The 25,700-nt window shown below is 38.2% G+C and carries 31 protein-coding genes, 2 pseudogenes, 1 riboswitch and 1 other annotated feature; of the genes and pseudogenes, 23 read left to right on the forward strand and 10 right to left on the reverse strand.

Features of this window, described 5'->3' with window-relative positions; genetic code table 11:
* Positions 1 to 205 precede the first annotated feature (205 nt).
* A complete protein-coding gene (locus tag SFC25_RS00875; protein WP_411213452.1) occupies positions 206 to 1,111 on the forward strand; it encodes an ArsR/SmtB family transcription factor in 906 nt (301 codons plus the stop codon).
* A gap of 74 nt (positions 1,112 to 1,185) precedes the next feature.
* On the opposite strand, the gene SFC25_RS00880 is transcribed toward SFC25_RS00875, so the two are convergent.
* The 6 genes from SFC25_RS00880 to SFC25_RS00905 form a co-directional block, all read right to left on the reverse strand.
* Complete coding sequence (locus SFC25_RS00880) at positions 1,186 to 1,878, reverse strand: ABC transporter permease (protein ID WP_411213454.1); 693 nt, start codon at positions 1,876 to 1,878, stop codon at positions 1,186 to 1,188.
* Entirely contained in the window at positions 1,871 to 2,797 is a 927-nt protein-coding gene (locus tag SFC25_RS00885) for an ABC transporter ATP-binding protein (RefSeq protein ID WP_411213456.1), read from the reverse strand. Before SFC25_RS00885 ends, SFC25_RS00880 begins: the two co-directional genes overlap by 8 nt.
* A gap of 57 nt (positions 2,798 to 2,854) precedes the next feature.
* A complete protein-coding gene (locus tag SFC25_RS00890) occupies positions 2,855 to 3,754 on the reverse strand; it encodes a sensor histidine kinase (RefSeq protein WP_411213457.1) in 900 nt (299 codons plus the stop codon).
* A 71-nt stretch (positions 3,755 to 3,825) separates the two neighbouring features.
* Positions 3,826 to 4,524: a winged helix-turn-helix domain-containing protein gene (locus SFC25_RS00895; protein ID WP_411213458.1), complete on the reverse strand. Its 699-nt coding sequence runs from the start codon at positions 4,522 to 4,524 to the stop codon at positions 3,826 to 3,828.
* Between the two features lie 129 nt (positions 4,525 to 4,653).
* A complete protein-coding gene (locus tag SFC25_RS00900) occupies positions 4,654 to 6,351 on the reverse strand; it encodes a methyl-accepting chemotaxis protein (RefSeq protein WP_411213459.1) in 1,698 nt (565 codons plus the stop codon).
* Between the two features lie 243 nt (positions 6,352 to 6,594).
* Positions 6,595 to 7,113, reverse strand: coding sequence for an acetylglutamate kinase (locus SFC25_RS00905; RefSeq protein WP_411213460.1), 519 nt, complete (start codon positions 7,111 to 7,113; stop codon positions 6,595 to 6,597).
* A 430-nt stretch (positions 7,114 to 7,543) separates the two neighbouring features.
* Here SFC25_RS00905 and SFC25_RS00910 point away from each other — a divergent pair, with 430 nt between their 5' ends.
* Entirely contained in the window at positions 7,544 to 7,825 is a 282-nt protein-coding gene (locus SFC25_RS00910; RefSeq protein ID WP_411213461.1) for a hypothetical protein, read from the forward strand.
* Here SFC25_RS00910 and SFC25_RS00915 read toward each other — a convergent pair.
* Positions 7,818 to 8,387 (reverse strand): hypothetical protein, encoded by a 570-nt coding sequence (locus SFC25_RS00915; RefSeq protein WP_411213462.1) that lies wholly within the window; start codon positions 8,385 to 8,387, stop codon positions 7,818 to 7,820. The genes SFC25_RS00910 and SFC25_RS00915 overlap by 8 nt on opposite strands.
* A gap of 156 nt (positions 8,388 to 8,543) precedes the next feature.
* Here SFC25_RS00915 and SFC25_RS00920 point away from each other — a divergent pair, with 156 nt between their 5' ends.
* The 8 genes from SFC25_RS00920 to proS all read left to right on the forward strand — a co-directional run bounded on the left by SFC25_RS00920 (position 8,544) and on the right by proS (position 14,376).
* Entirely contained in the window at positions 8,544 to 9,002 is a 459-nt protein-coding gene (locus SFC25_RS00920; protein ID WP_411213464.1) for an Imm30 family immunity protein, read from the forward strand.
* Between the two features lie 41 nt (positions 9,003 to 9,043).
* Positions 9,044 to 9,496, forward strand: a complete 453-nt coding sequence (locus SFC25_RS00925) for a YrhA family protein (protein ID WP_411213466.1) — start codon at positions 9,044 to 9,046, stop codon at positions 9,494 to 9,496.
* 72 nt (positions 9,497 to 9,568) lie between these two features.
* Positions 9,569 to 10,123: a T6SS immunity protein Tdi1 domain-containing protein gene (locus SFC25_RS00930; protein WP_411213467.1), complete on the forward strand. Its 555-nt coding sequence runs from the start codon at positions 9,569 to 9,571 to the stop codon at positions 10,121 to 10,123.
* Positions 10,124 to 10,145: 22 nt separating this feature from the next.
* Positions 10,146 to 10,583 carry an SMI1/KNR4 family protein gene (locus SFC25_RS00935; protein ID WP_411213468.1) on the forward strand — a complete coding sequence of 146 codons (438 nt, stop codon included), beginning with the start codon at positions 10,146 to 10,148 and terminating at the stop codon, positions 10,581 to 10,583.
* A gap of 116 nt (positions 10,584 to 10,699) precedes the next feature.
* Positions 10,700 to 11,218: a DUF2247 family protein gene (locus tag SFC25_RS00940; RefSeq protein WP_411213469.1), complete on the forward strand. Its 519-nt coding sequence runs from the start codon at positions 10,700 to 10,702 to the stop codon at positions 11,216 to 11,218.
* A 24-nt stretch (positions 11,219 to 11,242) separates the two neighbouring features.
* Entirely contained in the window at positions 11,243 to 11,566 is a 324-nt protein-coding gene (locus tag SFC25_RS00945) for a hypothetical protein (protein WP_411213470.1), read from the forward strand.
* Positions 11,567 to 11,902: 336 nt separating this feature from the next.
* Positions 11,903 to 12,610 (forward strand): PoNi-like cognate immunity protein, encoded by a 708-nt coding sequence (locus SFC25_RS00950; protein ID WP_411213471.1) that lies wholly within the window; start codon positions 11,903 to 11,905, stop codon positions 12,608 to 12,610.
* Positions 12,611 to 12,683: 73 nt separating this feature from the next.
* Positions 12,684 to 12,901, forward strand: a binding site (T-box leader).
* Between the two features lie 38 nt (positions 12,902 to 12,939).
* A complete protein-coding gene (gene proS / locus SFC25_RS00955; protein ID WP_411213472.1) occupies positions 12,940 to 14,376 on the forward strand; it encodes a proline--tRNA ligase in 1,437 nt (478 codons plus the stop codon).
* Between the two features lie 81 nt (positions 14,377 to 14,457).
* Here the strand turns inward: proS and SFC25_RS00960 are convergent, their stop codons facing one another.
* Positions 14,458 to 14,898: a GNAT family N-acetyltransferase gene (locus tag SFC25_RS00960; RefSeq protein ID WP_411213474.1), complete on the reverse strand. Its 441-nt coding sequence runs from the start codon at positions 14,896 to 14,898 to the stop codon at positions 14,458 to 14,460.
* Positions 14,899 to 15,156: 258 nt separating this feature from the next.
* Here SFC25_RS00960 and SFC25_RS00965 point away from each other — a divergent pair, with 258 nt between their 5' ends.
* The 11 genes and pseudogenes from SFC25_RS00965 (at position 15,157) to SFC25_RS01015 (ending at position 21,796) form a co-directional block, all read left to right on the forward strand.
* Positions 15,157 to 16,815 (forward strand): T7SS effector LXG polymorphic toxin, encoded by a 1,659-nt coding sequence (locus SFC25_RS00965; protein WP_411213475.1) that lies wholly within the window; start codon positions 15,157 to 15,159, stop codon positions 16,813 to 16,815.
* A 15-nt stretch (positions 16,816 to 16,830) separates the two neighbouring features.
* Positions 16,831 to 17,241, forward strand: a complete 411-nt coding sequence (locus tag SFC25_RS00970; protein WP_411213476.1) for an immunity protein YezG family protein — start codon at positions 16,831 to 16,833, stop codon at positions 17,239 to 17,241.
* A gap of 73 nt (positions 17,242 to 17,314) precedes the next feature.
* Positions 17,315 to 17,632: an Imm30 family immunity protein gene (locus SFC25_RS00975; protein WP_411213478.1), complete on the forward strand. Its 318-nt coding sequence runs from the start codon at positions 17,315 to 17,317 to the stop codon at positions 17,630 to 17,632.
* 375 nt (positions 17,633 to 18,007) lie between these two features.
* Positions 18,008 to 18,157 carry an SMI1/KNR4 family protein gene (locus tag SFC25_RS00980; RefSeq protein WP_411213757.1) on the forward strand — a complete coding sequence of 50 codons (150 nt, stop codon included), beginning with the start codon at positions 18,008 to 18,010 and terminating at the stop codon, positions 18,155 to 18,157.
* A gap of 95 nt (positions 18,158 to 18,252) precedes the next feature.
* A complete protein-coding gene (locus tag SFC25_RS00985; protein ID WP_411213758.1) occupies positions 18,253 to 18,387 on the forward strand; it encodes a hypothetical protein in 135 nt (44 codons plus the stop codon).
* 216 nt (positions 18,388 to 18,603) lie between these two features.
* Positions 18,604 to 19,062: pseudogene (locus SFC25_RS00990) on the forward strand (SMI1/KNR4 family protein).
* A 244-nt stretch (positions 19,063 to 19,306) separates the two neighbouring features.
* Positions 19,307 to 19,768, forward strand: a complete 462-nt coding sequence (locus SFC25_RS00995; RefSeq protein WP_411213480.1) for a resuscitation-promoting factor Rpf1 domain-containing protein — start codon at positions 19,307 to 19,309, stop codon at positions 19,766 to 19,768.
* A 182-nt stretch (positions 19,769 to 19,950) separates the two neighbouring features.
* A complete protein-coding gene (locus SFC25_RS01000) occupies positions 19,951 to 20,307 on the forward strand; it encodes a hypothetical protein (RefSeq protein ID WP_411213481.1) in 357 nt (118 codons plus the stop codon).
* Positions 20,308 to 20,402: 95 nt separating this feature from the next.
* Entirely contained in the window at positions 20,403 to 20,753 is a 351-nt protein-coding gene (locus SFC25_RS01005; protein ID WP_411213482.1) for a hypothetical protein, read from the forward strand.
* A gap of 108 nt (positions 20,754 to 20,861) precedes the next feature.
* Positions 20,862 to 21,416 (forward strand): T6SS immunity protein Tdi1 domain-containing protein, encoded by a 555-nt coding sequence (locus tag SFC25_RS01010; protein ID WP_411213483.1) that lies wholly within the window; start codon positions 20,862 to 20,864, stop codon positions 21,414 to 21,416.
* 133 nt (positions 21,417 to 21,549) lie between these two features.
* Positions 21,550 to 21,796 (forward strand): annotated as a pseudogene (locus tag SFC25_RS01015) (hypothetical protein).
* Positions 21,797 to 21,885: 89 nt separating this feature from the next.
* On the opposite strand, the gene SFC25_RS01020 reads toward SFC25_RS01015, so the two are convergent.
* The gene (locus SFC25_RS01020) at positions 21,886 to 23,238 is read right to left on the reverse strand and encodes an amino acid permease (RefSeq protein WP_411213484.1); all 1,353 of its coding nucleotides are present in this window, start codon (positions 23,236 to 23,238) and stop codon (positions 21,886 to 21,888) included.
* A 121-nt stretch (positions 23,239 to 23,359) separates the two neighbouring features.
* A riboswitch (glycine riboswitch) is annotated at positions 23,360 to 23,438 on the reverse strand.
* Positions 23,439 to 23,700: 262 nt separating this feature from the next.
* Between SFC25_RS01020 and SFC25_RS01025 the strand changes: the two genes are divergently transcribed.
* Positions 23,701 to 23,994 (forward strand): hypothetical protein, encoded by a 294-nt coding sequence (locus SFC25_RS01025; protein ID WP_411213486.1) that lies wholly within the window; start codon positions 23,701 to 23,703, stop codon positions 23,992 to 23,994.
* 98 nt (positions 23,995 to 24,092) lie between these two features.
* On the opposite strand, the gene SFC25_RS01030 is transcribed toward SFC25_RS01025, so the two are convergent.
* A complete protein-coding gene (locus tag SFC25_RS01030) occupies positions 24,093 to 24,857 on the reverse strand; it encodes a DUF2268 domain-containing putative Zn-dependent protease (protein ID WP_411213487.1) in 765 nt (254 codons plus the stop codon).
* Between the two features lie 109 nt (positions 24,858 to 24,966).
* On the opposite strand from SFC25_RS01030, the gene SFC25_RS01035 reads away from it, so the two are divergent.
* The gene (locus SFC25_RS01035; RefSeq protein WP_411213489.1) at positions 24,967 to 25,677 is read left to right on the forward strand and encodes a class I SAM-dependent methyltransferase; all 711 of its coding nucleotides are present in this window, start codon (positions 24,967 to 24,969) and stop codon (positions 25,675 to 25,677) included.
* Positions 25,678 to 25,700 lie beyond the last annotated feature (23 nt).

Consider the following 25,700-nt stretch of genomic DNA (forward strand, 5'->3'; position numbering starts at 1 on the left):
CATAACTACTGTTGTCAACATGTAATTTAATTGTCTTTTTAGTTAATAACATACAATGATAAACCTTAATCAATAAAAAAAGCCATTATGATAACCCTTAGCGAGTCATTCGTTAACTTGAAATAAATAAAATATAAAAACACCAATTGTCTTTTCACGCAACAAACAGGACAATTAGAAAAAAAGCAGTCGGAGGTTACAGTTCATGCAGCTTGATCTTAGTCAAAAATCATTAAATGTCTACGAGTGTTTAGCAAGCGAAACACGCTTAAAAATACTTGAATTGCTTTCAATTGAGGATTTGAATATCAGTCAGCTTGCTGCCAAACTTGAAATCAGCAGTGCGATTGTTACCCGGCATATCCAAAAACTGGAGCAAGCTCAATTAGTTACATCTTCAAAGACAATCGGTAAATCAGGCCAGCAGAAGATAATCCAACTGAATGTGGATAATATCGAAATCAAGCTGCCGAAGAAAATCTATTCGAAATTTGAAAACAGGATGACCCATTTAAAACTTGGCCACTATACAGATTATTCCGTCCAGCCAACCTGCGGACTAGCAAGCACTGAAAAGATAATTGGCAGGCTTGATGACCCAAAATACTTCATGGACGGCGAACGAATGGATGCTTCTTTACTGTGGCTCTCTTCGGGCTATGTGGTATATAAAGTGCCGAATCTATTAAGGAAGAGTGAAAAACCAGAGATGCTCGAAATAAGCTTGGAAATAGCATCTGAATTTCCCGGCTCCAATAATGTATGGCCGAGCGATATCAGCTTTTATATAAACAACATCAAAGTTGGCACATGGACATGTCCAGGGAACTTCTCGGATGTGAGAGGTTTCTATACACCGGACTGGTGGGAGGATACAAACAGCCAATACGGCCTGCTGAAGCACCTGCGAATCAACCACGGTTCTACTCATATTGACGGAGAGTTTTTGTCTGACGTGACTATTGAGGATCTAGAACTTGAATCGCATCATCTTATCGAAATTAAGCTTGCAGTTGAGCCTGATGCTAACCATGTTGGAGGACTGACGCTATTCGGCCAGGGGTTCGGTAACCATGATCAGGATATAAATGTGAACTTATATTATTCATGATTGAAAGGTGCCCATAAAAAAACGGCATCCTTTTGTAAGGGATGCCGTTACTATTTTATCGCCCTCTGCCAAACTTAGAAATCTTTCTTCACTGCCTTACTAATAACGAGATAGGCAATAATGAATCCAAGAATTCCAAGTGCAACTGGCACTGCAGTGAAAGAAAACAAATTCGTGCCATCACTATTGATCGAAGACGATAAAATAGCAATGATCAAGATAGAGGATGTGATTGTTGCTGGTACAGAATATTTCATCATCCCGAAAAACAGCGGAATAAGTGCCATTCCTGCCACCGCAACTCCAGTCACCAACAGATGCACCGTGTTTTCCCATAGGAGATTTACCGGGAATGAAAACCACAAGATCCCGTAAAAGTTATTCAGCAGGCTGAAAAGAATCGCCAGCAAATATACCGACACAAGAAACAACACAAAAGTTAATAAGCTTATGACGATGACTTTAGCCAAAAGCAATTGTCTTCGACTAACCGGTGTCGTGAACAAAACGGTTATCGTTTTACTTTTAAATTCCTCAATAATCATGTTAGATAGCAGAACGGAAGCATAAATGACGAATGCAGCTACCGCCATAATCTCAATAAACATCATAATTTCGTCTGCACCGGCAATAGACTCAGCGGTTATTTCCGCATCGACTCCAAGCAGCAGCAGAATACCAAGAATACCCGCATTAATGAGCAGGAACGTCACACCTATCGTAAGGAAGTTCATCCTCTTCATTTCTAACTTCATCAGATTAAGCATGTTTCTTGCTCCCTTCCATCCGTTGCAGGAAATAGCCCTCAAGCGAGAGATTTTTATTATTGATCTTTCCTATTTCAACACCATTGCGAACCATCGCCAGTATTATATCGTTCTGTGAAATTGCAGGATCGTAAACGTTGATAAGACCTTCTTCTTCCCTCACTTGGAAGTTATTCGCATGCAATTCATGCTCCAATACATAAGCCGCTTTTGGGTAGTCGGATACCGAGAGCTCGATATGCTCTGTGTGATTGCCGCGGATTTCAGCCATGGCTGTTTCTTCGATCAACCTGCCTTCTCGTATGATCCCGATTGTATCAGCAATTTGCTCGATTTCTCCGAGAATATGACTGGAGATCAACAGCGTGATGCCGTACTGTCTGCTGAGCTTATAGAATAAATCCCGCAGCTCCTGCATGCCGATTGGATCCAAGCCATTCACTGGCTCATCCAAGATCAATAGCTCCGGCTTGGTCACGATCGCTCTTGCAATGCCCAGTCTTTGCTTCATGCCAAGTGAAAACTCTCTTACCGGTACATCCTCCACATTCTTCAAATTCACTAGTGCCAATGCTTCCGAGATAGCATCCTTCTTGTAGTAGCCCATGTATTCACAATAGATTTCCAAATTCTTTCTGGCTGAAAGCTTATCGTAAAAGATAGGATATTCAATGATGCAGCCAATCCGTTTAAGTACTTCATGTGAATTGGCTTGCAGCCTTGTACCAAGCACCTCTATGTCCCCGCCAGTTGGCTTTATAAGACTGGTCATCATTTTCATGATGGTTGTTTTCCCCGCACCATTCGGACCAAGAAAACCATATATTTCGCCGCGCTTTACATTCATACTGACATTGGAAACAACATCCTTCCCCCGGTACCCCTTTGTCAGCTGATGCGTTCTGATAGCATATGTCATACGCTAACCCCTTTTCGTTGATTTCCTTCACTTTAGCAAAGGAAACTGTCATTCCACTTACGGAATCCTTACAACTTTCTTAAGTTTGGCGTAATCCTCCAATTTAGGCTTCGGGAATGTGAGTGTAAAGGTGGTTTTCACATTCGGTATACTGGTGAAATGGATTTGTCCCTGCATCTGCTCCGTCAAGCGCTTGGCGATCACTAATCCAAGGCCGCTGCCCTGTGCCGCGGAGGTTCTCGCATCATCCGCTGTATAAAGCCGCTCGAAGATCCGATCTTTATCGCTTTCCTGTATTCCTCTTCCTTTGTCCCACACCTCTATGTAGACGTTCTCTTTATCCTGACGCAGGGCCATGCCAACGGTTTTCCCGTCCTTCCCGTAACGAATGCTATTAGACAATAGATTTTCCAAAATCCGTGTGAGCGCAGCCGAATCTGCTTCTATATGTACCGACTCCTCTGGCAAATCAATATGTACAGCAAATCCCTTACTCGTTAAGGTATCGTAATAGCCAAGAATCGTTTTTCGGCAAACTTCGTTCAGCTGTATCCGCCCCATTTCCAGCTGCCAATCTTCTGATTCCAGCTTTGCCAAGTCAAAGAAGGTGTTGATTAATCCCGCAACCTCCATGACCTTTACTTGCACTTTGGCCAAAAGCAATTCTCGCTCTTCGGCACTAAACTGCTTATCATGCTGTATCGTCTCAATATATCCAGAAATAACAGTAAGCGGTGTTTTCAAATCATGAGAAACATTTGAAAGCATCCGATTAGTCGATATCCGCAGACGGGCCAGATCTGCCATGGATTCCTGATGATAATCCAGCAAACTATTAATCTCGTTCAGCAAATCCCGCAGCTCCTGCTCATTCGTCACTAACAATAGTCGCTCAGCAGAATCTTTTTCAGTGATAGCTTTGAGTTTTTTGGTCATATACTGCAGGTGGCTGCTCATTTTCCTCTTCGTCCTGAGATGCAGAAACAGCAAACTCCCTATGCACACCATCAAAAAAACAACAATATAGATCATGTATGCAACTCCATCTTGTAGCCGATTCCCCATATTGTTTTTATATACCTTGGAGCAGACGCATCATCCTCGATTTTCTCTCGTAATCTGCGGATATGAACGTTAATGACATTATCATCTCCGTAATATGCTTCCTTCCACACACTTTCAAACAGCTGCCCCTTTGTGAATACTTGATTCGGACTTGTTGCAAGCAAGCACAAGATCTGGAATTCCTTCGCTGTCAGGTTAATAGTCTTCCCTTTTTTGCTGACAGTGAAGTTATTCAGATCAATACGTAAATCATGTACGCTAACAACTTGTTCCTTTTCTTCATGCAGCATGCTATATTGCTTCGACCGCCGCAGCGCCGCCTTCACCCTCGCAGTTAATTCAATGAGCGAAAAAGGCTTCCCTATGTAGTCGTCGGCACCAAACCCAAGCCCCAGCGCCTTATCCACATCACTGTCCTTCGCCGACATAATCAGAATCGGCAGCATGCTCTCACGCCTGATCAGCTGGACAATATCCAACCCATTATAAGCAGGAAGCATCAAATCAAGAATCATCAGATCTACACTTTCCCGCGCAAATAAATCCAACGCTTCCTGACCATCAAATGCGGCGAAAACCTCATAACCTTCTCTCCGCAAATGAGAAGCGACCATCTCATTAATCTGCGTATCGTCTTCGACTAGCAGTATCGATTCATTCATTTTTTCACTTCTTTCTCACGATTTTCACATATTCCTTAACACCAGTATACGGGAAAGTTTGGTCAATTTCTGATCTTATTCCATGCTCGAGAATAAAAAACAGCCTCCTGTAAACAGGAGGCTTTTCCTTTAAAGTTTAAATTTCGCCAGTGCTGCTTGTAAATCCAGCGCCATCCCGGATAGAGCTTCCGATGATGCAGAGATCTCTTCCATGGCGGCTGATTGCTGCTGCGATGCCGCTGCATTCGTTTCATTTGATTCGGCGTTTTCACGCGCAGTCATTTTGACCTTGTCCATTACTTCTACAATGCTCTTACTTCCGGCAGAGACTCCTTCAATTGTTTGAGAGACCTCCTGCACATTGTTTGTCACTTGATCAATAGCTTGTTTGATCGACTGGAATGAATCGTTGACGTTTTCCGTTTTTCTGATGCCTTCTTCCACGTTCACAGCACCGTGCTGCATGGCCGTAACGGCTCTATCTGTTTCGGTTTGGATATCCGTGATGAGAGATGCAATCAACTCACTGGAATGGGCTGATTGTTCCGCCAGTTTCCTTATCTCATCCGCAACCACAGCAAAGCCTTTGCCTTGTTCACCAGCTCTGGCTGCTTCAATTGCCGCATTCAGCGCAAGTAGATTCGTTTGGTTCGAAATATCTCTTATCAAATTGACGATTGTCCCGATTTCTTTCGATTTCTTATCTAATCCATTTACGAATAAGCCAATTTCGGTGACGGAGTTATTGATTTCACTCATCTGTTTTACAACAGATCGCACTGCTTCTGTTCCATCCTCCGAATTACGGGAGGCAGCAGCTGACAGCGTCAGGATCGATTGCCCGTTCTTTTGCGCCTCTTTTACACGCACTTGCATCTGCTCAACAGACATTACTACTTCTTCCACATTGTGCATGGTGAGCTCTGTTCCATGGGCTGCTGTTTGAGTGGCAGCGGCTATCAGTTCGGCAGATCTGGAGCTTTCTTCTGCACTTGCAGTCAATTCCTCGGATGAAGCCGCGACTTGATCGGATGTCTCTGCAATCGACTTCATCAAATCAGCAAGATTCTCTCGCATCTCACTTAAGTTCACAGACAGCTGCCCGATTTCATCGTCTGACCTATCTTCCACCACGGAAGAAAAGTCCCCTTTCCCCGCATTGCGCATTGCCTGCGAAATACGGCTCAATCTCTTCTTAATGCCCCGGGTGAAGAACAACACCGTTACGATTGCTAAGATCACAATGATGACCAAGACAATAACGAATATTTTCGTAAAATCTGCAATACTTGATTCAACCATACTATCCGAAGCTCCGACATACCATATGCCAACAACTTCTCCCTGGTCATTTTTAATTGGTGAATAGGCCGTTTGGTAGCTGTTTCCGACTACCTCGGCTTCTCCATAATAGGTCTCCTCCTTATCAATAACTGCTTCCTTCACTTCAGCTGACACCTGCGTACCAACAGCGCGCTCCCCGTCCGTCATTACATTCGTAGCAACACGAGTATCCTGTTTAAAGATCGTTACGGTATCCCCCGTCAATTCCCCTATCCGATCTACAAGTTCATAGTTGTCGTTCATTTTGGTCTCGCCTTTGTACAGCACACCATCTCTGATTTCCCAGGAACCGGGATGAACCGCATTAATATACTCTTCTGCAAGCTGCAGATCTGATTTTGCTTTTTCTAATGCTATTCCTTTCATTCCATGTGTCATATTATTCATGACCACATAAGAGATAATTCCAGCGAAAAGTAGAACAACTGTCAGCACAAGTAAATTAATCTTTGTGCCAAGCTTAAGACGATTGATGACTTTCATTCGTCACCCTCCTGATGTTTTCTAACCACTACTATCGTGAAATCAGCTGCGAATGCGATTATGATGCACTTTCCCGTTTACAGTGGCTTAACATATATCGGCTATATTTCTCAGAATTAAAATTGTAAAATGTGGGATTGGTAGAATTTGGATTCCAATATAAGATAAAGCCTTTTTCTTGGGGTTAAAAATTAAAAAAAGCGACTGTAATTCAGTCACTTCAGTACTTATCGAAATCTGCGTTTACCCTCTTAAATCTGGATATAGCCTGATCATTGCATCCGATATCATATCAGCCATTTCCCTTGCTTGTTTTTCTATTTGGTCATAGACTGCAATGTCCTTTTCGTAATCCTTGTTGATCATATACATAGCTTCCTGCTTAGTGAGAGCTAAATGCTGATAAAACATTTCTCTCACCTGTTCTACTGGCAAAAATCTATTCACACTGTTAAGGAAAACAGCGATTTTATCCGCGTTTTCATACCATTTTCTTTCTGCTTCATTTGCAGCCTGTGTGTTGCCTGCTATCGCTGCCTTCACAAGATCTGCCCCTATTAAGAGATGCTCTTTAATTAAAGCGGCATACATGTTTGCCGCATTCTCACCATAAATAGGGCGGAACATATTCCCCATATCCTCAGCATTTTTTAATAGACGTGCTAACACAAAATTAACATCCGGCAAATTAAAAGTAAGGCTGATAATAGCCATTCTAGTCCAAGCAACATGCTCTTCCCAAAGGCTTCGTTCATTCCGCATCAATTCTACTTCTCTTTGTGTATAACATTTCTTTGGCTGATTGTTGTGTTACACATATCCAAAGGATGGATTGTAATTGTAATTTTGCTGTCTAAGATAAGCATCCTCCGGTGATATATAAGTGTTGTGATTTGGAACATTATTAGGAAATCCTCGATAGTACATGAACTTCTCCCCCATAATTATATCCAATTTAACGTTTATAGTGTATTCGTTATTGGAAACTGGGTGCATGTTTATATTTTTGTAGCTATAAAACTGTATTACCTGAAAGGATGGAATTAGTTTTTAGTTGCTGTATACGGAGAAACCACTTGAATCAGAGTCTATAACTGAAAAATGTTTTTCATTACATAGCCCAGGGTAAAATATAATTACAATTTTTAGGTTTCAATACAGCAATTTACTAGCAGCTCAGGAGAGAATGCATATGCCAACAACAGTCTCATTTGCACTATTATTAATAGGTTATTATCTTCTAAGGAGATTATATATTAAGCGAATTGTCTACATTCACCTTCAAAATGAGGGGTACGAAAGGAATACTATCCTTTATATAAAACCTTTCACTTCATTTTTAAAAGGGAACAAAAAGGTATTGGTTGCAGTGGCTATCAAAGAGGACGATAAGCTTTATTACTACTATATGAACGGGAAGAAAAACGTCTCCTTGGATTCATATATTCGCAATGGGCAGGAGTTTATCATGTAATTTGTATAAAGCTGAATCCATTATATTTAACATAAATCGGATTGGCAAAGTCATACGGATAGATAAAGTCTTTCGAACCAGGAGATACCCAGCTGCCGTCTTTGAAATAATTTGAATTAAAGATCTTGAACTCTAATCCGGCTTTGTAATAAGCGTACCAAACTAATTCGCTGCAGTACGTACTATTCTTCGTAAGTTTAGGGTTCCTGGAAATCTTGTAACCAATGTTCTTATTATAAAAACGCTCCAGTGCAATATCTGCAGCCTTTCCTCCAATCAACGGGGAATTAGGTCTTATGACAATATTCTTTTTGTATCTCTTTCTAAAACTATCAACTGTAATCAACTTCGGAAAAGGATAACCTATCCACCTTGAGGTATGCAGGATATGAGTTGGACTTACAAAAATACCAACATGTCCAAGAAACCCATTAAAACTGACGCTCTTCGTTATGATGATATCTCCTTTTTTATACTCTTTTTTAGTTTCTATAACATCCTCCTTCTTAAAATCATAATTTATGCGCAGCTTATTAAGCGAATGTGCCATCGGATTTAACATAGACTCACCTCGAAGAACGTGTAAGATAGAAATCAATTCCCGATTCTATGAAAATTAATCAATATCCACCACGTGCTGATAGAATAAAAAATAGGAAATCTATTGGGAAGCATAGCTAATAAATCAAAGTACTCCACACATAGAAAGGATAATCAAATGGATATCAGAACTCACCTGAGCGTCCTACAAAATAATCGTCTAATGGAAAATGAAACAGAGATTCATAAATTTGAAGTGTCCCTATCTAAAGTACATGAACTAGATGATATCTCTGTCATTCAAGATCTATGTCTGGCTTTTGACGACAACACACATCAGTTTGATATTATGTTTAGTTTAGTTCACGTAATAGAGCACCTATATAGAAATAATGTAAAAGAAGGACTTACACTCATCGCCAAATCTATATCCAAAATAACTAAACAAGCGACAGAATGGATTGAAATTCTACATTATAGGATTCTAAATCATCCGCAAGTAAGATTAATTTACCGTGAAGTCCTATATCAAATAGACACTGACATAGCTACCAATATCAGAGGGTTTTTAATTGAAATAAAGGATGAAGATCCTGAAAGGTTTAGTGAAGCAGTAAACGAAGTAATTAATAACTGAGGGAAAGCAACTCCCCTTTGCTGAAAGGAGAAACTTTAGAAATGTTCAATTGGCCTGAATTACTGAATTCGATACAAAATATAGAATTCAAATATGAGGAACCTCTCAGAAGAGCAGCATCAGATGTGGAGATAGCTGCGCTGAAGAACGAAGCAATTCGAAAACTCGGCGACAGTACCCTACCATATTCCTATATTACTTTTCTAAAGCAAGTAAACGGACTGGATTTCAATGGACTAGTGATATATGGAGTAGATGATTATCTACTCACCAACACAGATGAGTTAGATGGTTTTATAAGTACGAATGAGATTTGGCGCGAAAATAAGGAGCAAAAACAATATATCTTTTTCGCTGATTCTAGTATTGCTTGGTATTGTTTAGACTTGGAGAGTAATGCTTATGTCGAGCTAGACAAGCCCTCAGGCACAGTGATGGAAATGTATGACTCATTCGATTCGTTATTATATACGGCAATCCAATCCGTATTATAAGAGGGGATTTTTAGTTCCCCCCAAAAAGGATCTACCACAACCTAAGTGTAATTCTCTCAATCGAGGTGAAAGATGCAAAACAAAATACAAATTCTCAGCGACTTTATCTTAGAAGAGGCAGTATCGCCCTCTGTAATTGATGAATATAAAGATATAATTCCAACACAAGTTATTAATATCTGGAAAGAGTATGGCTTTGGCAGTGCATTACAGGGTTATATAAAAATAATAAATCCGCACAGATTAAACGATCTTATCGAGGAGGTATATATTCGTCACCAAGAAGCCATTCCATTATTCGTAACCTCTATGGGCGATGTTATCGTCTGGGAAAAAAACAGATATTTAAACTTGTTGAATTTCCGAAAAAATAGAGTTGATATTATTGCAGCAGGTTTTGATTTTTTCTTAGACGACTTGAATGATAAGATTTTTCTTGTTGAGGAATTGGATTGGCTTCCTTATCCTCAAGCTATTACAATACACGGTATACCTCTTTTTGATGAATGTTATGCTAATGTCCCCCTCCTCGGGTTAGGTGGATCAGAGACTGTTGAAAACTTAAAGAGAGTCAAGTTTAGGGAGCATATATATTTAAGCTCTCAAGTTTTGGGTCCTATTTCATAATTTTGAAGCGAGGTAATATACTTTGAGCAGCTATAGTTATTTAATTAATAAAGATGGCAATAGGTTTTATCCTGTTACAATCAGCGAAATACACGAGGTTGAAAAGAATTTAAACTTGAAACTTCCAATTGAATTAGTGAATTTTTATCTTGAAGTTGGTTATGGATTTATTAAGGGCTCCGAATATAATATCAACCGTATTATGGATCCTTTTTCAATAAGAGATTTTCGATTAAGGTTAAATGATTATGAGTTTTACCCAGATATTGAATTATATGATGGGCTCGAAGTTAATAAATTGATATTCTTTGAGGGAAATGAATCAGCATTAATGTCAATTGAATTAACACAAAACAACAAAAACCCCATCTACTGTGGCGAACTGAAGGTTGCTGATTCTCTCACTTCATTTTTATCTAAAATTCAAGATAACGATAAGTATTATTTGAATTTCTTTTAGGATTTACTCCTGTTAAATTTTAATGAAAAAGACAAGCACTTAGCTTTTATTATCACTTTTATCCTCTTCAATTTCATATCTTCTACCTTTCATGACGACTTAAAAAGGAGATTAGAATGCATATTTCTTTAGACTTTTTTAAACAAAACAACATACATATTGACTGGGGTACATTGTATGTGGGATATAAACTACATCTACTAAAGGAAGATGACATTTCTGATTATGCAGTTGAATTTCTAACCAATTATTCAGAAACAGATGATACTAATATTATTCAGCTAGCCATGCATAGAAGCAATATAGATTTCGAGAATCTACTGAAGGAACTTTCTGATTTAAATTTAAATAACATGGCCTGTCAATTTGAAGTAAGGAAATGGCGACTTAGTGTACTTTCACTAATAAAAAAGGCATATCAAGACGATCGTGAGGAGTTATTAGTCAAGGTTTCAGAAGCATATGCTGATTTCAATTATCCAGAAGACATGGATTACTTTATTAATTATTTAACGCCTCTAGACGGATATAACCCGTCCAAGCACACTAAAAATGAGAATATAACGAGATTAATAAATTTGTTTTATGAATTCCTCTTTAAAGAACAGCGATATATTGTATCGGGAAAACATTAATTCTTTTGAATGTTGGTGATTTAAATGAGTTTTATAAAGTATAACGAAGATGATCTCCTTGAACTTTTTCAGTCTGAACCTGTATGTATATTTGGAAATATAGATGCCGGAGGATTAATTTATACTTACAAAGATAATCGTAATTTCAAGGTCATCCTAAGTTTAGATGTATACAAGCAATCTATTAGTTTATCGATTATTTATAATGACCTAATTGTTTTTACAGGAGATTTTGCAAATGTTACTAGTTTAAGAAAAACGGAAGGAAATATGTTGGTACAAGTAGATACCCAAGATAGATTACAAGTGAGGTTCTCTCCTCAGGTAGGGGTAAGACTACTTTCATAGGAGCTAAATACAGGAGAATGCAAAGATGAGCCATAAAGCAGATTGATAAGGAAATTCATATCCTTGAAGAAGAGCATGACCTAAAACAGGGTGTACTCCCTCTCTTATATCAAAGCTATAAAACAGCCTCTGAAATATTGATAAGTAATGAGATTATAAAATAATTCAAAGTAATGGCGGTGTTCATGCTTATTTGGATAGTTTTAACGATTATCATAATCCTCTACTTGAAGAATAGTGAATCTGCTAATTTCTCTCCCTTAATTACTTTGAGACATGTCACCTCTAGGAACTAACTAACAATAGCGTGTAACTACATAAAAGGAATGTTGCATAATGAGATCAAATCTTAAAAGCCAGGGTTATTTCAAGAAATATCTAAAAGAAGAATGTGCTCGAATAGATAAATTTGAAACAGTAGTTAATAAAGTAATAGCAGAACGCGGAGAAAACGATAGAGGTGTCCAATCAGGCTTGCGCAGCATAACAGGTTTCTATTTTAATGTTTTTAACGCACTCTATTCTGCTGGTGCTCCATTAGAGGATTTAAGGAAGTTCTATCCTCGTGTCCTTAACAGTCTGAAAAAAGTATGGGACTCTGAAAGTGGTTACGTGGAGATGCTATGGATGATTTCAACAGGAATTATGTTAGAAGTCCCACAAACTGAATTGCAGGAAATAGACAGAATGGTAAACGAAGATGGCATAAAGGACTACTTATTCAAATTTCTACTGAGACACAATAAAGAAGCGTTAGGAACCAATAATAGTTTTATTCATTATGGACCATATAAAAAACTATTCAGCGTCATTAATTCTCCCACCAAGGAGGAATCGCTAGAATTATTAAGAGAATACTTAGTTAACGAATGGTATCAGGGACATAATGATACTGGTTGGCATGATACACACAAAAGTAAAGAAGATATTTTCAGTGGTTATTGGAGTTTTGAAAGTGGAGCCATTGTGAAGATTTTGGAATTGGATGATTCATCACTTAAAGATACTCCTTATTATCCCTATGATATGGTACATTACGAATAATATGGTGTATGTTTATATGTCCTTCACTTCTTATTGAATTCCCGCTAACAACTTGCTATATTAAATTATAAATAAGCAATCAATGATGTGACCAAGTAAATAAGGATTGTGAAACAGAAAATATAGCCTTGGCTGAGAGCTATATCACCCCTTCTTATTGAAACCTGCCACGGAGATGTTAGATAAAAACTAACCGAGTCGTTTCGTTACAAACGTATAGAGGACTTAATAGTTGATATTAAGTTGAACTAAGGTGGTACCACGTCTGTTAAGCATAGAGACGTCCTTTCTGGACTCTCTATGCTTTTTATATTTAAGGAGGAAAAACAATGTCCCAAAAGACGAACGATTTTACAAAATGGTATATTGATACGATTCAAAAAGCTGATTTAATTGATTACACGCCAGTTCGCGGCAGTATTGCATTCAAGCCAGATGGCTATGAAATCTGGGAGCATATTAAAGAAGAGATGGATAAGCGGTTCAAAGAAACTGGTCACCGTAATGCCTACTTCCCTATGCTCATTCCTGAATCTTTCTTCCAAAAGGAAAAGGATCATATCGAAGGCTTCTCTCCAGAGCTTCCTTGGGTGACTGAAGCTGCTGGTGAACAATTAGAAGAGCGGCTTGCATTGCGACCAACATCCGAAACAATGATTGGTCATTTGTACTCTAACTGGATTAAGAGCTATCGTGATCTTCCTGTATTAATCAATCAGTGGGCGAATGTATTCCGCTGGGAGAAGAAAACTCTGCCATTTATCCGAACGTCGGAATTCCTATGGCAGGAAGGCCATACGGCTCATGTGGATGAAGAAGATGCACGCAAAGAAACGATGCAAATGCTCGATATCTACAAACAAGTCGTCGAAGAATTGCTCGCGATTCCTGTTTACGATGGACAAAAAACGCCATCTGAACGCTTTGCCGGGGCAGTCGACACCTTCTCTATCGAAGCAATGATGAAGGATGGAAAAGCCGTACAAGCTGGTACCTCCCATTACTTAGGAACAAAATTTGCGGAAGCATTTGATATCAAATATCTGAACAAAGAGAACAAGCACACACACGTGCATACAACATCATGGGGTACATCCACTCGTCTGATTGGTTCTGTCATCATGGTTCATGGTGATGAGCAAGGACTTGTTTTGCCACCAAGAATAGCACCGACGCAAGTTGTGTTGATTCCAGTTGGTCCATGGAAGAAGAACCCTGCCATCATGGAGAAGCTAGACGAAATCTATGCAGCTCTAAAAGCACAAGGCATCCGTGTTCGTCTCGATGATTCAGATCAATCACCAGGCTTTAAATTCAACGAATGGGAGCTAAAAGGTGTCCCAGTACGCATTGAACTAGGACCACGTGATTTGGATAATAATCAAGCTTTGATGAAAGCTCGCGATGCAGATGAAAAAGCAGCCGTAGCTTTAGAATCTGTAGTCGAGAACATTCAAAAAGAACTTGAAACGATGCAAACTCGACTATTCGAGAAAGCAAAAGCATTCCGTGCGGAGCATTCCTATACGCATATCGATACTATGGAACAACTGAAACAGCACCTGGCAGAGTCAGAACAAAACGGCCATATTCCTGGCTGGGTCCTTGCAGGCTGGTGCGGAGATGACACTTGTGAAGAAGGCGTAAAAGAAGAAACGAAATTCACTACACGGAACATTCCGTTCAACCCGCCAGCAACTAAAAATACTTGCCTGCATTGCGGTAAAGAAGCAAAACATACAGTTTGGTTTGCTCGTGCATATTGATTTTCCAAAGCAAAAAAAGGATTGATCTAAGTAGATCAATCCTTTTTCTTTGTATTTCATCATTCATATTGGGTGCAGGATTTAGTATTGCTTCTCCATTAAAAGGCATACCTTCCCCTCGCGCACTTTCATTTCATATGGCGTATAGCCCATCTTCCCCCAAAAACAAACAGCTGATTTATTTCTTTTATAAACCGCAAGCCGGCATGTATTCGTTTGTCGGCGTAACATACGTTCAAAGTATTCATAAGCTTGCTTTGAAATATTTGAACCATGAAACTTCTTATGAATGACAAATGACTCTATCCAGGGTGTATTGTCTAAAGGATTTTTCATTCTAAAATCGACGATTCCAATATACTTACGGTCATTTTTGATGAGCATACGTCTCATTTTATAGGATTGCGCTTTAGCAAATGTAGTTTCTATATCTCCTATAGTAATTGTTTTTCTATTTCTGGTTACTAGATTGTATTCCGGATTGGAATTCATTATTGCAAGTTCTATAAACATCTTATTCATGTCGTTTTTCTCTAGACTAAACATAATAGTGATTAGTAGAACCTCTCTTTTGTTTGATAGCTTATTTTTATACAAACTATCAAACAAAAGTGTTTTTTACGTGTCCTTTGTTCATTGCGAAATGGTCAATCTTAAGGACTCATTACCCAAAACCATCTTAGATCGCTGGTAATATAGATGTGTTTTTCCTGTTTCCCCTTACACCAAAATTTTCCTTTATTATAATCAAACTAGGATAATAGCTAACGGAAAAATCAGGTGGTGAACAATATTAAAAATCTAGATGTTCGAGACATCCAGCAGCAAGTTGACAGTACAAAGGAATTCATCAGCAAAACAAAAGAAAACGTCGAACAAGTCAAGCAGGCTCTTAACGGCATTACAACCCTTCATAATGGATTCGCAGGAAACACCGCAGATTCCATCCGCTCCTTCTATGAAGAAGCACACAAGCCCTTCCTCGAATTCATGGAAAGCTTTTTGGTACAATATGAAAAAGCACTATGCAGCGTCAGTGATCAAGTCCTCTCCTTCGAACCGAACGAAAGCGGCTTTATCCGCCAGGAGTTTTTAGAAGGCGAACTGACCAATAAAATGCAGAAAGCACAGGACAGCCTATCAGCTACAACTGACGCAATCAATCAGCAGCTTAATAGTGTCAGTGATCTAGCATCCGTATCACATGTAAAAGATAGCGTATTCCTAGAATCCATCGCCGATGCAAAAAAGAAAATCAGCAAAACAGTTGATAATATGTACGAAATGGACTCGAATGCTACAAGCAAGCTGGATAAGTCCGAGGATGATATTCAGCAGATGAAAACGTATGTGTCTAAGCTGAGGAGTGCGATTGATAAGAATAATATTACTGTAGACAATTTTAATATAACCCAATTTAACAGTGAGTTTTTCTCTTATCATAACGAGTTCAAGCTGATGGCAAAAGGCAGGAATGCTCTTGCGACTGGTGATTCAGCGGCGATAACAGCTGAGGAATTTAACAAGCTTTATCCATATATTAAGAACGAAAAGAATGTGATAGATGAATATTACGAGTGGGATGGTACTTATCACACGCTGAAAGATGGACGAATCATCCGTCATTACATGCATGATACCGGTGAGTCATATGAATTTGTTGATAAGATCCCAGAACCACGTTCCAAACCGCTTTCAGATACAGAAGAGTTTGTCTATGGCGCTGTAGGTGGAGTTTGGGATTTCTTTACGGAGGATCTTGCTACTGTTTTGAATCCTGAAGCGACTAAAGGAGAAAAAGCATTTGCATTAGCTATGTTTCTTCCTGTAGGGAAACCTGTGAAAATAATTGATGAGGGCAGCGGATTTGTTTCTGATGGTATAAAATCTCTTAATAAGATAATAGACAGTAGTTCTGTTGTTAAAAAAGAATCAAAAGACATTAACTTTAATAGCTCTTCTAAAGCTATTACGAAAGTTGAATATGGAGATCAATTTACAAGAGTGAATGGAAAAAAGGCCTTAAAAGCTGATATTGAATACACAAACAAAGAGGGGTATAAATATCAAACTGACGGCAATGGGAGAATAAAAGATGTAGAAGCTAATCTTACATTAGGTAAAGCAAAACGTAATAATTATGCCCAAAGAAATGTCGCAAAAGAGGATAGAAAGCCTAAGGATGACGGAGGCCATTTAATTGCAAGTATTTTTAAAGGATCAGGGAATATTGATAATTTAGTTCCTATGGACTCTAAATTAAACAGAGGAGATTACAAAGCCCTTGAAAATGCTTGGAAAAAAGCATTAACAGAAGGTAAAGAGGTAAAAGTTAAAATTAAACCATTATTCGAAGGAACTTCTGCCCGACCAACTGAATTTAAGATAAACTACTCAATAGAGGGGAAGAAATATTCGGAAAGATTAACCAATTATTAAGGGAGGTAAATAAAATTGGAAACAAAAAACATGGAATTGATGTACCAACAAATTGCAAACACTTTAGTTGATATGATACCTGAAGAATGGGATAAAATATACTTATATGCTGAGTACAGAGAAGGTTATAAAAAAGTATTTTTCTATTACTATCCTGAAAATAAATCTAAACCAATTTATAGCCTTGATATAATAGATATATTTAACATAGACGAAGATGACTTTGATCGATTAGAAAATGAATTATATACATGCTTTACAAACTTATGGCTAGAATTTTCACAACAAGAACAAGACTCGTGGAGTCACTTGACTTACATCTTAGATAGCAACGGAAAAATGAAAATCAATTATGGATATGATGACCTTTCTGAGATTAGCCCTGTTGAAAAACAGGAAAAATGGGAATCCGAATATATAAAATAGAAAAGTTGACAGCCCTTTTATAAACAGAGGGCTGTTTCTTTAATAATAGATGAAAAGTTGGAGGAAGGTTAGTTTGGATATCTTAGTCGAACTGCAAAATCTAAAAGATAATCGTCTATTAAGAGATGATCAAGAAGTAGAGAAATTTGAAAAGGCAATAGAAAATATTTTAAAAATGAAAGACGGAAATCGCATTACTTTTCTATGCCAAGGATTTGACGATGACACTGAGAATGATGAAGTAATGTTTGGGTTAATTCATGCGATTGAGTCATATGATAATATTGTTGGTTCAGTATCATCTTTAAACATACTAGCAAATTCTTTTTGTAATGCTTCCACATGCACAGGAATGGTTAAAGATTATTCAAAATCGGATATTAAACCATGAACCATCTCGAGAAACCTACAAAAAAAATAATACCTACTTTAGATAGCGATATACAGAAAGTTATAATTTCACAATTAAACGCTATAAAGGCAAAGAATGCTAACCGTTTTGAACAGAGTGTAAATTCAGTTTTAAACTAAGATCAGAATGCCCTTCTTTTTAAAAGACCTAATGACATATGCCATTAGGTCTTAACGGTCCTTAATATGTTAACTTTCCTTTTTACCTTCTCTCCCAATACACTCCATGCAACAAGGCATCAATAACAATGCTGGCCGTATCTCATTAGACAAATATGAAATTACAAGAACAATTGCAAGTAGTACTATTCCAATTTAAATCAAGTAACTTTAGAGGTGAGTTAACATGACTAGTATGAGAAATACAAACGACCCTATCACTCTTGAAGATATAAGTAGACTTGAACAAGAATACATCCTCACTTTGTCCAACCAATATAAAGACTTTTTATTGAAATACAATGGAGGCTATCCTGAAGAATCTTTCTTCAAAATCCCGGAATAAGAAGGAGAGAGTTTAGTTAATAAGTTTTATGGTATTGGAGACATGAAATCCCAGAAGGATTTCTCTCAATAGCAAATGATCCAAGTGGTAATGAAATCTTACTTGGTGTAAACAAAGAATTTAACGGTAAGATATATTTATGGATGCACGATTTTGAACCAGAAGACAAAATGGACAATATGTTCATCTTAGCTGATGACTTTTCTGAGTTCTTTAATAACCTGTATTGAATCTAATTAAGAAGTTTTTTAATTTTACTATTAACCAACATTAAATACTTCGATTAACCAAGAGAGGCTTTGCACCCTTCTATAACCTCAAATGTATGGTTTTATTCATATGCCATGAGGTATTCACTGAGTAACAACTTAACTATGTATCTTTTGCAGGCATATGGCTTATGTCGTTAGCTAAGAAAAAGAAAGATTAAATGGGAGTGAGGATATCTGAATATAAACGCTTTTGGAAGAGCAACAATAGAATCAATAGAAGAATTAGAAGAATATTTGGGATTTCAACTTCCGAATGATTACAATGAATTTCTAAACGACTATAACGGCGGGACAGCTAAGATAAGGTATAGTCGCTTTTTTGTTGAAGATTTAAACCAAGATATCTCTTTAGATGTCTTATATGGCATCGATGTCAAAAAGACCTTTGATTTAAGAGCATGCCATGACGAGTTAGAAGAAGATATGGTACCCGGCAGTTTAATAATAGGAGACGATCCAGGTTCAGGCCTAATAGTTCTAATAACTGATAATGAAAACTATGGTGTTTATTAATGGGATCATTCCTTTTACTTTCCACAGTCAGGAGAGGAAGAAAATACGTATAAAATCGCTGATAGTTTCAGGGATTTTATTGACGGCTTAAAAAACCTTGAAATAAAGGATAATCTGTAGTCAACTTTAATTTTAAGCTTAGATGATATCATAGTTCCTTATGCGGATTTGTTTGAAAGTCGAGACATTACATTTTATACAAACTGAGTTAGGTTACCTAGATATTGTTGTTTATATAGAAGCTAAGTTTAATTAAGGATTGTTGGCAGTTTTAGATAAATATAAGATATAGCCTCTATTTTTCACTGGGGGTTGTTTTCAAAGATCATCTTTACTGAACTCACATTGAAGGAGGATTCTCCTTATGAAGAAATTTGAAGATCACCTTTCTGAATTACAAGCAGATATAGTGGCAATTTGCCTTGAATATGTTAACAACCAAGCAGAGGATATTTATATGTTCTGCTCATATGAACCAGAGATTTTCACATTTGATGTTTTTTATAAGATTGATGGCTCTGTGGTATTAAAGAATGAGCTTAATGAACCAGTTACATCTACTAAAAAAGGCTATTTTTATGATACATCTGACAATAGACAAGAAGCTGTTTTAGATATTGGTATCAAGAATTTAGAGGAAATATACCAAAAATGTAAAGATTATGGAATAGATATGCCAGCTGAAATAAAGATGCATTACAATGTTAAAAAGAATAGTCTAACAGCAAAATATAATTACGATCAATCATTTTCAGAACCAGATGATCTGTTACCTGAAGAACGCTTTGACATTTGGTTTGAAGAGATTAAAAAAACAATTAATTGAAGTATCAGACTTCATTCTGTATTTTAGATGATTATTATTGGAACTATTCATCACCTGGAACAAGACACCGTTAATAAGGAGTCCTAATAAAAGGATAATATTTTAGCCATTCCTAAACTAGATTAAGTAAAACCTTAACCATAATTATAAATACAATAGAACATTAGAGGAATTGATTTTAAATGATAAATAATAAGTATTATGATGAATTTGAAGGCGAACCTAAACTTGTTTTCTTCAATGATTGTCATAAATACATTATATGGAATGGTTACTTTGAAATTATCCTAGACTCATTATTGGATACAGAACTTGAAAAAGAAGGGATACTAAAGGAATATTTTAATCACGAAGGATGGTATGATGACTCTCCATGGATGATCCCTGATATATCTTTAACCATAAGACAGCTAAAGCAATTTGATTTAAATAAAGTTGAACAATCAGAAAATATAAAAGGTATACTCCCAGAATTAGTCCAAGAAATAATTAAGTTCATAGAATCATCTAGCGAAAGAGTATGGATAGAGTACGATTAAATTCTTCTCAAGAAGTTTATAAACATTCAGTAAAAATAAATAACTCCATTTCCTCCACTAACTACGGAAGAAATCTTGAATGGAGGTTACTTTTAATGAGCATTATTGCTATAACCATTGCTTCTGCAAACCCATCTGCAAGATACCTGAGCGCAATAAAAAAATATAGTGGTTTAGGATTTACTGAAGTTAAGAATAAAATTCAAAACAATAATTACCTTGCGGAAACAGATGGCGACGATCCAGACAAACTGCAAGAACTCAAATCATTGATTGATGACTTAACCAAATCTGGCGCTTCAGTAAAAATATTTGATAGTGACCCATACGCTGAAGGAGTAACACAGTTTGAGGAAATATCGTATGAGGAATTTATCAAAAATATCAACCGGCTAAATGAGATTTTGGAAGAAATCAAAGATTTAGATGATGAGCTATCAAGATAATCACTCCTTCTTATTAAAAAGATACTACCGAGATTGTTGAGGGTTCCTTATCACAACAAACTACTTATATACTAGCTAGAAGAAGAGCAATATACTGGAGGATTCTAATTGAGCATACTCAACGATTTTAAAAGACTCAGTAAGGTGGATGTGGCTACCATCATTAAATATATGGATCTGCTTCCAAGAGAATTGATTGAAGTCTGGAAAACATTTGGATATGGAACTTTTATGAACGGTTTTTTTAAGATAATAAATCCTGATGAATATAGCACTTTAGTTAAAGACACTTATATACGCAACAGGGGAACTATACCCATTTTCACTACATCCATGGGTGATATTATACTTTTTGAAAAGGATGAAAACCAAGAGTCTTATATAGTAATGGTTAATTATCGAAAAGGTAAAACAAAAGTATTAGCTTCGAAATATACATTGTTTCTAAAATTTTTAGAAGAAGATGCATTCAAACAAAGGGCCTTAGAATGGCTCCCCTATCCAGAAGCTCTAGAAAAATATGAAGCACCAGAATACGATGAATGTTTCGGTTACACCCCTCTACTAGGTTTAGGTGGTACAGAAAAAGTAGAGAATTTAAAAAAGGTCAAATTGAAGGAACATATTCTTATCATCACCGAATTTATGGGCCCAGTTCAGTAATTTTTTTGAATATATTCAACGAAAGCACCTGATTGCGTATTAAGCAATGGGTGCTTTTTCATTATCATATTGCCTATAAAAATAAACATACTATAAATACGTTTCTGTGATAGAAGCTACATGGGGCTTTATAATAGCATCATACGTTTTATTATTAAAGGATTATGAGGATAGTGAATCTGTTATCTACAGATTGGGACCAAATGAAATGGTTATAGTTAAGATTAAGGTAAAAAAATCAACTAGGCAATTTTCGGAGCTGTTAGGGTTACCAGATGAAGATATTCCATCTAAATTCTATTTCGATCGTGCTGCACAAAAGAATGGCTATTTATTTGGTAAGAGAAGGTGGTGTATTTCCGGGAAAAACAGCGTTTTAACCCCGAACACAAAAGAAGCCCCTTTATGGACTCCTTTTTGGTGCTCACTAGTAATGACTCCTTAAGTTTTTCTGCAGTTATTTTAACCACTACTTAGGCATTCTGTTTCTCTTACTCCCCCAATACAACCCAAACAACAAAACAAACCACACCGGAGTCAACAGCAATGCCGGCCGCGTCTCATCCGCCACCAACATAATAACAAGAACTCCCGCAAACAACGCCAGCACAGCATAGTTCACAAACGGCGTAAACGGTGCCTTAAATGTTGATTTCTTCTGCAATTCTGGACGTGTTTTCTTATATTTAATATGACAGATAAGAATGATGCTCCAAACCCAGATAAAGCAGATTGCACTAATGCTTGTGACAATTCCAAAGGCTTGTTCTGGAATGAGTTTGCTTAAGAGTGCTCCCACTGATACGACAATGGCTGATAGCCATAAAGCGTTCGCAGGGACGTGTTTTTTGTTCAGTTTAGCAAGCTGGGCTGGTCCCTGGTCTTGCTTACTTAGATTATATAAGGTGCGGCTTGTGGAAAACATGCCGCTATTCCCTGCAGATGCTGCTGATGTTAATACGACGAAGTTGATAATGCCTGCAGCAATCGGGATTCCTACTAGACTAAATGTCTTAACGAATGGACTTTCGGCTGCATTCAGCTCAGTCCATGGGTTTATCATTAATAGGATTAGTAGTGCTCCAACATAGAAAAATAGAATCCGTAAAGGTATTTTATTGATTGCTGATGGGATGTTCTTAGCTGGGTTAGCTGTTTCGGCTGCTGACACCCCGATTAGTTCCACTCCGACATACGCAAAGACGACCATTTGGAAGGCTAACAAGAAGCCGGAGATTCCATTTGGAAACAGTCCGCCATGCTCCCACAGATTCGTAACCGAAACGGTTCCTGCATCTGTCTGGAATCCGATCACCAACAGAACAATTCCTATACCAATTAGGGCAAGAATCGTCACTACCTTGATTAATGCAAACCAAAACTCCAATTCCCCGAATAGCTTAACCGTCAATAGATTAAGCCCTAATAAAACGACGACACAAATAAGTGCAGGAATCCATTGCGGGATATCAAACCAATAATTCACGTACACCCCGACAGCAATTACATCCGCCATCGCTGTCATGATCCAGCAAAACCAATACGTCCACCCTGTCACAAACGATGCCCAAGGTCCAAGATAATCTTCGGCAATGTCTGTAATAGATTGATAGCCTGCTTTCGATAACAGCAGCTCCCCTAGCGCTCGCATCACGAAAAACAGTGCTATACCTACAATTATATAAGCAAAGATGATAGAAGGCCCTGCCAGCTGGATCGCTTTTCCGGAACCTAAAAATAATCCGGTACCAATCGTACCGCCAATGGCGATCAGCTGCACATGTCTATTGGATAAGTCCCTCTTTAATTCTTGTTGTGCCAACTCTAGCTCCTCCTTCAATTCAACCCAATAAAAAAAGAGATTGGAGGCTCTCCAATCTCTTGATCACAAGAATAACAAATACTATTGGTTATACGCGCGCAGCATAACCCAAATACATATCCGATACTCTTCTGTCCGTTTGCCTGAGATTGTGAACCCTTCGGCGCCGCGCAAATGGCGGTCTCTCCAGAAGCTGCTCCTGCTATAGTGTGATCCATAGCATTCATAGCTTTATTATTAAGTTATTTAGATTCCGTTGAATAGTGATTATTCTATTCCTTGTTGGATTTTTTGTCAAATCCTAATTTTGTCTCCAGGCTCGTCATATCTTATGCCACCACCATTTCAGCATTTTGTACGCTATTCACCAAGATTCCGCTAAACCCCTAAGATACTTGTACCCTTCGATATTTTATTTAGGACATATAATACCCTGTATCCTAAAATAATGGAGGTGAAGATATGTCAGTTGGACAATATCGTTCATTATGCCAAAAATATAGCGGTAAAGCAGTTGAAATCCGTTGCCATGACGGAAAAGTCCATAGAGGGATCATCCAGCGTGTAGACCGGGATCGTGTATATTTGCAGCCTATGGGCCGCTCCAGAAATCTAGGAGGCTTCGGTTACGGAGGCTACGGAAATGGGTATGGCGGCGGTTATGGTCGCAGTTTTGGCCGCGGCTTTGGCTTTGGTTTTGGAGTAGCTTTTGGAGCCATCGCAGGAATAGCCTTGCTTTCTCTCTTCTGGATCTGACTATTTAGCAGTATTCCATATAAATTTGATTACCCAATGGGTATGACAGCATGAAAAAGCCTGGAATTGGTGCAGCCGGGCTTTATCATGTCCATATATTACATATCTCCGGCAATCACACTAGCTTCGACAGCCAGCAGCTCTTTGGCCGATAAGCTTTGTCTTTCCATATAGTTTTTGACTACATAATAGCCCATGCAATAACCTAACATCTTTGGATATTCGCGGTGACCAAACAAGATAGCTTGATATTCATAATCCTTGCGCAAAAGCTGCTGCTCCGGAACAATATAATCGGACCACATTTTTTCTAGTTTCTTATCCGGATAAAAGGATGCCCAGCCTGCAGTCAGTTCTTCCCCCAACCTCTCCCTAACAGCATTTTCAGCTAACCCCTCTAATACGATGGTATCCAGTAAGGTGTACATCTCTTCCCTTTTATCAAAGCGATTCAGCCGGCACACATGGTTATACTCGTGCGTAAAGATTGCTTGTATCTCTTCCTCCGTATTTTTAGGGGAGACAAATAAAAAAAGCTTATCCTTGAATGCCAGACCAGATTTCCCTCCCAATTGTGTTTGGATCCATTTATTACGGTCATCCGAAGGAAAAATATAGATTGGAATATCCGGACCGTCCCACTCCTTTTTCAGGAAAGCCTCGTCCTCTTGCACGACCTCCCACACCTTTTCCTCCAGCTGTTTACGCTTCTTCTTTAATGGACGGTACATGCCGTGCCGTATAAAGTAATCATATATTTCTTCGGCAGAAGCGTCAGCAAAAAGTCCTGTCAGCTTTTCGCATAGTGCAATCGGATCCTCATAATGCTCAAGCAGCCATTCATCCGTTCTGATTACGCTCATTTTCCTCCCCCTATCAATACCAATTTATTCAGCAAGATAGCTAATGGCACAAAACATTTCTGTATTCATAGCATATTAAAATGATGTCATACAAAGGCAGGGGTTACGTTTGAAGTACACATATCTTGATTGTCTGGCACTATTCGGAGTAGGCGGTGCACATCCCGGCGGACTGCAGTTAACGAAGAAAATTTTAGCAGAAGAGAAAATCAATAAAGAAACGACGCTTCTGGACGCAGGCTGCGGCACAGGACAAACGGCCGCTTACCTGCAGCAGCACTACGGCTGCAGTGTTAGTGCCTTAGACAACAACAGCACCATGGTGGATAAAGCACACCAAAGATTCTCCAGTTTGGGGTTACCGATTGATACCAAGGTTGGCGACATAGAGAACCCCCCCTACCCGGATAAACAGTTTGATATTGTCCTCTCCGAATCGGTCATTTCCTTTACCAGAGTTAGCGCGACAATTCCTGAGATCAAAAGAGTGCTGAAGCAAAACGGCAGATTGTTCGCAATCGAAACTGTATTGGAGCAGCCTCTTTCTGAAGAAGAACGGTCTCACATTGTAGATTTTTATCGCTTCCCACAATTATTTACGGAGGAGGAATGGCTGACCGCTTTTAGAGATGCTGGATTTCAACGAATAGATGTAACAAAATATCAGCCAGGATTGGTCAAAGTCGATGAACAGCATGCTGCTGATTACTCCCTATCAGAAACTATCGATGATGGTTTGCTAGAGATATTGGAAGAGCATGAAGAAATCATGCAGCAGCATAAAGAAAACCTGGGATTTCGTATATTTAGATGCAGTTAAAAAAAGAAGCTCAACGCCAAAAT

Origin of the sequence: Terribacillus saccharophilus (genome assembly GCF_046592595.1) — a bacterium.
In the GTDB taxonomy this organism is placed as follows: domain Bacteria; phylum Bacillota; class Bacilli; order Bacillales; family Amphibacillaceae; genus Terribacillus; species Terribacillus saccharophilus_C.

Bases quoted from the DNA above. Each gene is read 5' to 3' on its own strand.
- SFC25_RS01005 (WP_411213482.1), top strand. From the start codon at position 20,403: ATGAGCATTATTGCTATAACCATTGCTTCTGCAAACCCATCTGCAAGA.
- SFC25_RS00890 (WP_411213457.1), bottom strand. From the start codon at position 3,754: ATGAGCAGCCACCTGCAGTATATGACCAAAAAACTCAAAGCTATCACT.
- SFC25_RS00995 (WP_411213480.1), top strand. From the start codon at position 19,307: ATGAAGAAATTTGAAGATCACCTTTCTGAATTACAAGCAGATATAGTG.
- SFC25_RS00980 (WP_411213757.1), top strand. From the start codon at position 18,008: ATGAGAAATACAAACGACCCTATCACTCTTGAAGATATAAGTAGACTT.
- proS (WP_411213472.1), top strand. From the start codon at position 12,940: ATGTCCCAAAAGACGAACGATTTTACAAAATGGTATATTGATACGATT.
- SFC25_RS00880 (WP_411213454.1), bottom strand. From the start codon at position 1,878: ATGCTTAATCTGATGAAGTTAGAAATGAAGAGGATGAACTTCCTTACG.
- SFC25_RS00895 (WP_411213458.1), bottom strand. From the start codon at position 4,524: ATGAATGAATCGATACTGCTAGTCGAAGACGATACGCAGATTAATGAG.
- SFC25_RS01000 (WP_411213481.1), top strand. From the start codon at position 19,951: ATGATAAATAATAAGTATTATGATGAATTTGAAGGCGAACCTAAACTT.
- SFC25_RS00885 (WP_411213456.1), bottom strand. From the start codon at position 2,797: ATGACATATGCTATCAGAACGCATCAGCTGACAAAGGGGTACCGGGGG.
- SFC25_RS01025 (WP_411213486.1), top strand. From the start codon at position 23,701: ATGTCAGTTGGACAATATCGTTCATTATGCCAAAAATATAGCGGTAAA.
- SFC25_RS00925 (WP_411213466.1), top strand. From the start codon at position 9,044: ATGTTCAATTGGCCTGAATTACTGAATTCGATACAAAATATAGAATTC.
- SFC25_RS00960 (WP_411213474.1), bottom strand. From the start codon at position 14,898: ATGAATAAGATGTTTATAGAACTTGCAATAATGAATTCCAATCCGGAA.
- SFC25_RS00940 (WP_411213469.1), top strand. From the start codon at position 10,700: ATGCATATTTCTTTAGACTTTTTTAAACAAAACAACATACATATTGAC.
- SFC25_RS00905 (WP_411213460.1), bottom strand. From the start codon at position 7,113: ATGCGGAATGAACGAAGCCTTTGGGAAGAGCATGTTGCTTGGACTAGA.
- SFC25_RS00945 (WP_411213470.1), top strand. From the start codon at position 11,243: ATGAGTTTTATAAAGTATAACGAAGATGATCTCCTTGAACTTTTTCAG.
- SFC25_RS00920 (WP_411213464.1), top strand. From the start codon at position 8,544: ATGGATATCAGAACTCACCTGAGCGTCCTACAAAATAATCGTCTAATG.
- SFC25_RS00875 (WP_411213452.1), top strand. From the start codon at position 206: ATGCAGCTTGATCTTAGTCAAAAATCATTAAATGTCTACGAGTGTTTA.
- SFC25_RS01030 (WP_411213487.1), bottom strand. From the start codon at position 24,857: ATGAGCGTAATCAGAACGGATGAATGGCTGCTTGAGCATTATGAGGAT.
- SFC25_RS00930 (WP_411213467.1), top strand. From the start codon at position 9,569: ATGCAAAACAAAATACAAATTCTCAGCGACTTTATCTTAGAAGAGGCA.
- SFC25_RS00900 (WP_411213459.1), bottom strand. From the start codon at position 6,351: ATGAAAGTCATCAATCGTCTTAAGCTTGGCACAAAGATTAATTTACTT.
- SFC25_RS00915 (WP_411213462.1), bottom strand. From the start codon at position 8,387: ATGTTAAATCCGATGGCACATTCGCTTAATAAGCTGCGCATAAATTAT.
- SFC25_RS00950 (WP_411213471.1), top strand. From the start codon at position 11,903: ATGAGATCAAATCTTAAAAGCCAGGGTTATTTCAAGAAATATCTAAAA.
- SFC25_RS00910 (WP_411213461.1), top strand. From the start codon at position 7,544: ATGCCAACAACAGTCTCATTTGCACTATTATTAATAGGTTATTATCTT.